The 6000-nt window shown below is 68.2% G+C and carries 5 protein-coding genes and 1 pseudogene; 1 reads left to right on the top strand and 5 read right to left on the bottom strand.

Translation table 11 applies throughout. From position 1 onward, the window contains the following. Positions 1-69 precede the first annotated feature (69 nt). Genes ABZW17_RS44210 through ABZW17_RS44195 form a run of 4 tightly spaced genes read right to left on the bottom strand, consistent with a single transcriptional unit; the run spans position 70 to position 4163 of the window. The gene (locus ABZW17_RS44210; protein WP_354828199.1) at positions 70-903 is read right to left on the bottom strand and encodes a carbohydrate ABC transporter permease; all 834 of its coding nucleotides are present in this window, start codon (positions 901-903) and stop codon (positions 70-72) included. Next, positions 900-1832 (bottom strand): sugar ABC transporter permease, encoded by a 933-nt coding sequence (locus tag ABZW17_RS44205; protein ID WP_354828196.1) that lies wholly within the window; start codon positions 1830-1832, stop codon positions 900-902. The genes ABZW17_RS44210 and ABZW17_RS44205 overlap by 4 nt, the downstream gene beginning before the upstream one ends. Then, positions 1832-3166, bottom strand: a complete 1335-nt coding sequence (locus tag ABZW17_RS44200; RefSeq protein ID WP_354828193.1) for a sugar ABC transporter substrate-binding protein — start codon at positions 3164-3166, stop codon at positions 1832-1834. Before ABZW17_RS44200 ends, ABZW17_RS44205 begins: the two co-directional genes overlap by 1 nt. Beyond that, the gene (locus tag ABZW17_RS44195) at positions 3159-4163 is read right to left on the bottom strand and encodes a zinc-dependent alcohol dehydrogenase family protein (RefSeq protein WP_354828191.1); all 1005 of its coding nucleotides are present in this window, start codon (positions 4161-4163) and stop codon (positions 3159-3161) included. The genes ABZW17_RS44200 and ABZW17_RS44195 overlap by 8 nt, the downstream gene beginning before the upstream one ends. Positions 4164-4291: 128 nt before the next feature. Here ABZW17_RS44195 and ABZW17_RS44190 point away from each other — a divergent pair, with 128 nt between their 5' ends. Continuing rightward, positions 4292-5278 carry a sugar-binding domain-containing protein gene (locus ABZW17_RS44190; protein WP_354828188.1) on the top strand — a complete coding sequence of 329 codons (987 nt, stop codon included), beginning with the start codon at positions 4292-4294 and terminating at the stop codon, positions 5276-5278. A gap of 313 nt (positions 5279-5591) precedes the next feature. On the opposite strand, the pseudogene ABZW17_RS44185 reads toward ABZW17_RS44190, so the two are convergent. After that, positions 5592-5711 (bottom strand): annotated as a pseudogene (locus ABZW17_RS44185) (transcriptional regulator); the annotation flags it as partial. Positions 5712-6000: the final 289 nt, after the last annotated feature.

Here is a 6000-nt window from a genome sequence, read left to right as displayed (position 1 = left end):
GTGAGAAACAGTGTTAGAACACTGTTTCTCACTCACGACGACCCAGCCACCTACCCAGCCGGAGGGTCCCTACTTGACCGCGCCCATCGAGAGGCCGCGGACCAGGTGGTTCTGCGCGATCCACCCCACGATCATCACCGGCAGTGACGCCAGCAGTGCCGCCGCCGACAGCTGGGCCCAGTACAGACCCTCGCTCGTGATGAAGCCGACCAGGAACACCGGCACCGTCCCGGCCCGGGCCGCCGTCAGGTTGACCGCGTAGAAGAACTCCGTCCACGAAAAGATCACGCAGATCAGCGCCGTCGCCGCGATTCCGGGTGCGACCACCGGCATGATGATCTTGCGCAGCAGCGTCGGCAGGTTCGCGCCGTCGATGCGGCCCGCCTCGATCATCTCGTGCGGCACTTCCAGGAAGAACGACCGCATCATCCAGATGGCCAGCGGCAGGTTCATCGACGTGTACAGGATGACCAGCGCCCACACCGTGTCGAGCAGCTCGGTGTTCTGCGAGATCACGTACAACGGGATGATCGCCGCCACGATCGGGAGCATCTTCGTCGACAGAAAGAAGCCGAGCGCGTTCGACGTGCCCTTCACCGGTGCCAGCGACAGCGCATACGCCGCCGGGACGCCGAAGAGCAGCACCAGGGCCGTCGACAGGATCGTGACAAACGCCGAGTTCGACAGGTACGGCAGGAACCCGCCGCTCAGGACGTTGCCGAGCTGCTGGAACGTCGGGGTGAAGAACAGCTTCGGCGGGTCGGTGTAGGCGTCCGCCTCCTGCTTGAACGCCGTCAGGATCATCCACAGCAGCGGGAAGACGAACAGGATCGCGATCACCCAGGTCGCGACGGTCAGCGACCCCTTGCCGTAGGCCCGCTTGCGGGGCGCAACCGTGGTCACTTGATCCCTCCGCTCACCGAGAAGGTCCGGAACATCAGGCGCAGCGCGAACGTCGCGACGATCATCGTCAGGATCACCACGATCACGCCCATCGCCGACGACTGGCCGACGTCGAAGCCCTCGAACGCGCGCTGGTAGATGTAGTACGGCAGGTTGGTGCTGGCCGTGCCCGGACCGCCCTGGGTCATCAGGAAGATCGCGTCGAAGCTGTTCACGATGTAGATCGCGCCCAGCAACGTCGCCAGCTGCAGGAACCGGGACAGGTGCGGCAGCGTGATCGAGACGAACGTCCGCCAGCGGCCGGCACCGTCCACATTGGCCGCTTCGAGGACGTCCTTGGCCTGGCTCTGCAGGCCCGCCAGAATGAGCAGCATCATGAACGGCGTCCACTGCCACACGATCTGGGCCATCACCGACGCCAGCGGGAACTCCGAAAGCCAGTCGACGTCGGTGCCGAAGACGAAATGCAGCAGCCCGTACGTCGGGTCGAACATCGTCGTCTTCCACAGCAGCGCGCCGGCCGCCGGCAGGATCAGGAACGGCGTGATCAGCAGCGTCCGGACGATGCCGCGGCCGAGGAACTTGCGGTCCAGCAGGATGGCCAGACCGAGGCCGAGCAGCAGCGCGACGAACACGCAGACCACGGTCAGCACGACGGTGTTGAGCAGCGCGACCAGGAACGTCGTGTCGCTGAAGACGTCGACGTAGTTCTGCAGGCCGACGAAGTGCCGTGAGCCGGGCCGGACCAGGTTCCACGACTGGAACGAGTAGAACACGGTGAGCAGGAACGGCAGCTGCGTCACCGCGATGACGAAGATCAGCGCGGGCAGCAGCGGCAGCCGCCGCTTGGCCGCGGTGCTCAGGCCGCGCTTCTCCTCGACCTTCGCCTTCGTCTGTGAGGTGGGGGTGGATACGGAGAGCGTGGACATCACTGCACCGCCTTGTAGGAGTCGCCCACGGTTTGCGCGTAGTCCTGGGACTGCTTCAGCGCGTCTTCGACGGATTCGCGGCCGGCGATCGCGGCCGACAGCTGCTGGCTCACCCGGGTGCCCAGGTCCTGGAACTCGGGGATGCCGACGAACTGGATGCCGGGGTAGGGCGCCGGGCTCGCCATCACCTTCTGCTGGTTCGCGTCCGCGATGCCGTCCAGCGTCGGCTTCGCGTACGCCTTCGCCGCGTCGGCGTACTCGGGGATCGCGTACGTCGACTGCCGGACGCCCGGCGGGACGCGGTTCCAGCCGTAGGTGTGGCCGACCTTCTGCACGTACGCCTTGTCGGTCATCCAGGCCATGAACTTCCAGGCCGCGTTCTTGTCCTTGGCCACCTTCGGGATGCCGAGCGCCCAGGTGTAGAGCCAGCCGCTGGCCTGCGTCCTGACGACCGGCGCGGGTGCGTAGCCGGACTTGCCGACGATCTTGCTGCTGGACGGGTCCTCGTTGGTGCCCGCCATGACCGTCGCGTCGTACCACATCGCCGCGTTGCCCTGCGTGTAGCGCGTGCCGCACTCGGAGAACCCGGCGCTGGAGGCGCCGACTTCGCCGTGCTCGCGGATCAGGTTGACGTAGAAGTTCGCGGCCTGCGTGAACTCCGGCGACGTCAGCTTGGCGTTCCAGTCCTTGTCGAACCACTGGGCGCCGAACGTGTTGGCCACGGTGGTGAACGGCGCGAGGCTCTCGCCCCAGCCGGGCTTGCCGCGCAGGCAGATTCCGGCAACACCGGCCGCCTTGTCGTCGAGCTTCGCGGCGAAGTCGGCGATCTGCGGCCAGGTCGGCTTGGCCGGCATGGTGAGCCCGGCCTTCTCGAAGAGGTCCTTGCGGTAGGCCAGGAACGACGATTCGCCGTAGAACGGCACCGCGTACATCTGGTTCTGGTACGACAGCGACGTCTTGATGCTCGGGATGAAGTCGGCCTCGTCGTAGCCGGGGGTGGCCGCCATGTGCGGTTCGAGGTTCTCGAGCCAGCCGTTGGCCGCCCACTGGGGGGCCTCGTAGTTGCTGATCATGACGACGTCGAACTCGCCGCCCTCGGTGGCGGTCGACGCGGTGATCTTCGCGCGGGCCTGGTTTTCCGGCAGCGAAACGAACTTGAGGTTGATGCCGGTGGCCTTCTCGAACTCCGGCGCGAGGGAGATGGCGTCCTTCATCTGCGGGTTGGACACGATCGCGATGACGAGCGTCGAGTTACCAGTGCCGATCGAGCCGGCTCCCGCGCAGCCCGTGACCAGCAACGACGTCGTCGCCAGCAGCGTCAGCAGCTTACGCACGGCCGCCTCCCGGGAGGACTTGCACCTTGAGGCCCGAGCCGCTGCGCATCTTGGCCAGCGCGTCGGGGTACTGCTCCAGCGGCAGGGTGTCGGTGAGCAGCGCGTCCGTGTCGATCGCGCCGTTCGCCACGAGGTCGAGCGCGGCGCCGAAGCTGTGCAGCACGGCCATCGAGCCGACGATGGTGATCTCGTCGTTGTAGATGCGGAACGGCGAAAGCGCGACGCGCGCTTCGGCCGGGGCGACGCCGAAGACGAGCAGCCGTCCGCCGCGCCGGATCGAGTCGAAGGCGGCTTCGATGGCGGGCGCGGCGCCGGTGCAGTCGACGGCGACGTCGAACTTCTCGTCGTTGAGGTCCTTGGTATCGGCAGCGGTCGCGACGGCGCCGAGGCTCTTCGCGCGCGGCAGCCGGGCTTCGTTGCGGTCGACCACCGTGACCTGCGCGCCGGAGCGCTGCAGCAGCTGCTGCATGATCAGGCCCATGGTCCCGGCGCCGACGACGAGGAAGCGTTCGCCGGCTTCGACGCCGACGCGCCGGACACCGTGCACGGCACAGGAAACCGGCTCGACCAGCGCGCCCTGCTCCCAGGTCATCGTGTCGGGCATCCGGTAGCAGGTGGACGACGGGACGGCGACGTACTCGGCGAAAGCGCCGTTGACGGTATCGCCGGTGGCGCCCCAGTTCGCGCAGAGGTTGCCGTGGCCGGCGCGGCACGGGCCGCAGTAGCCGCAGAACAGGGACGGGTCGACGGCCACCCGGTCGCCGACCTTCCACTCGCCCGGCACGTCCGCGCCGAGCTCGACGATCTCCCCGGCGAACTCGTGGCCGGGGACGATGGGGTACGGGGTGGGCGGGAAGTGCCCGTCCGCGATGTGCAGGTCGGTGCCGCAGATGCCGCACGCTCCGACCTTGACGACGACCTGACGTTCCCCGGGTTTCGGATCGGGCACCTCGCCGACCCTGATCTCACCGGGCCGGTCGACGATGGCGGCACGCATGCCTTGCCCCTTCCTCGCGCTCATATGAGCAACGTTGACCTATCGCGTCGAGAACATGTGAAGGCATTACAGGTCTGACGTCGGTATTACGTCAACCTTTCGGCTGGATTTCGCGCTATTATGCTCAAATGAGCGCTTCTCGTAAGGGCGCTTCGCTCACTGAAGCGATGCTGCTCGCCACCGTCGCCCGGCGCTTCTACGTGCAGGGACGCTCCAAGCTGGAGATCGCCGACGAGTTCGGCGTCAGCCGCTTCAAGGTGGCACGAATGCTCGACACGGCCATGGAGTCCGGCCTGGTCAGAGTGGAGTTCTCGCTGCCGGCGCCGGTCGACCTGGTGCTGTCGGACGAGGTGCGCTCGGCGTACGGCCTGAAGCGGGCGCTGGTGCTCGAACGCTCAACCGAGCGCGAGCCGAAGGAGGTCGTCCGCGCCAAGATCGGCGCGCTGGCGGCGCGGCTGCTGGAGGAGATCGCGGCCCCGTCCGACGTGATCGGGCTGTCGTGGGCGCGGTCGGTGAACGCGATGACGGAGGCGGTCCGGTCGCTGCCGCGCTGTCCGATCGTCCAGCTGTGCGGGGTGCAGGCCGGGATGGACATGCGCGGCCGCTCGGTGGAAACGGTCAGCCGCGTGACATCGGTGTCCGGCGGCGACGCGTACCCGATCTTCGGGCCTTTGGTGCTACCGGACCGCCGCACGACGGAGACGCTGCGACGTCAGCCGGGGATCGCGGAGACGTTCGGCCAGTTCCGGTTCTTGACGAAGGCGGTGGTCAGCATCGGCGCGTGGCAGCCGGGCGAGTCGACGGTGTACGACGCCTTGGACGAGGCCGAGCGCGCGGCGATCGCCGCGCGCGGCGCGACGGCGGAGGTTGCGGCGCGCCTCTTCGACGCCTCGGGCAACGCTCTCTCCACCGGGTTGGCGCACCACGTCCTGGCGATCAGCCACGAGGAGCTGATGGCTGTCCCGGAGGTGATCGCCCTGGGCTACAGCCGCCCGAAAGCCGCGGCGGTGGACGCGGTCCTCCGCTCCGGCATGGTCTCGACCCTGATCACCGACGCCGCCGCAGCCGTCCCCCTCCTGACCCTGGCCACGAAGAACCCCGTCATGCCCCGCTGATCACGCGAGATACCCCTCCAGGCACACGAGTCCGGCGTACCTCCGCAGGCTTACGCCCCGGCTCGCGCGGTACTCCACCCGGTGCACCCCGGCACGGTCCGGGTCGGGGACGAAACCCGGGTCGCGCCCGATGTGCCCGCTCCGCCGCCCGGCGAGCCTGGAGCCGTGAAAACTCGGTCGCCTGGATGAGCCAGGCCCTCGCCCTCGTCGTCCTGATGGCGTCGGGCGCGCCCGCGATGGCCGAACGCCTCGGCTCCTGACCGAGTTCGCCCTGACGTTCGTCCAGCTCTACGCCGGGATCTTTCCTGCTCTCCCGCCGGAGGTCGACGTGCCGCCGCGGACCGTGGCGCAGGGCCCAGACCACGGCCGGGTTCCACGTGTTGGCGACGAGGTCGAACGCGAGCCGCGTCCGGCAGTCGGCGAGGAAGTCCATGGTTACCGTTCGGTTCCTTCCCGGGTCCCTACCGTCGTACTGGTACCAGCCAAACACAAGGAGGACGCATGCGGATCGGGATCTTCGGCACGGGCGGGATGGCGGACGCACTCGGCACGCAGTGGGCGCGCGCGGGCCACGAGCTGATGCTGAGCGGCCGTTCCGCTCCTGGCCCGCTGGCCACACGCCTCGGCGCGGCCACCGGAACCTGGCGCGAAACGGCAGCCTTCGCCGACATTCAACGGCCGCCCACTGTCGGTCCCCCTGTGCGGCGACGACCCGGCGGCGG

This window comes from Amycolatopsis sp. NPDC004625 (assembly GCF_040609695.1).
In the GTDB taxonomy this organism is placed as follows: Bacteria; Actinomycetota; Actinomycetes; order Mycobacteriales; family Pseudonocardiaceae; genus Amycolatopsis.
The sequence above is the reverse complement of the archived record's forward strand: the minus strand, read 5'-3'. Positions and strand labels throughout refer to the sequence as shown.

Excerpts from the sequence above, each read along its gene's own strand:
- ABZW17_RS44205 (WP_354828196.1), bottom strand. The coding sequence starts at position 1,832 with ATGTCCACGCTCTCCGTATCCACCCCCACCTCACAGACGAAGGCGAAG.
- ABZW17_RS44190 (WP_354828188.1), top strand. The coding sequence starts at position 4,292 with ATGAGCGCTTCTCGTAAGGGCGCTTCGCTCACTGAAGCGATGCTGCTC.
- ABZW17_RS44195 (WP_354828191.1), bottom strand. The coding sequence starts at position 4,163 with ATGCGTGCCGCCATCGTCGACCGGCCCGGTGAGATCAGGGTCGGCGAG.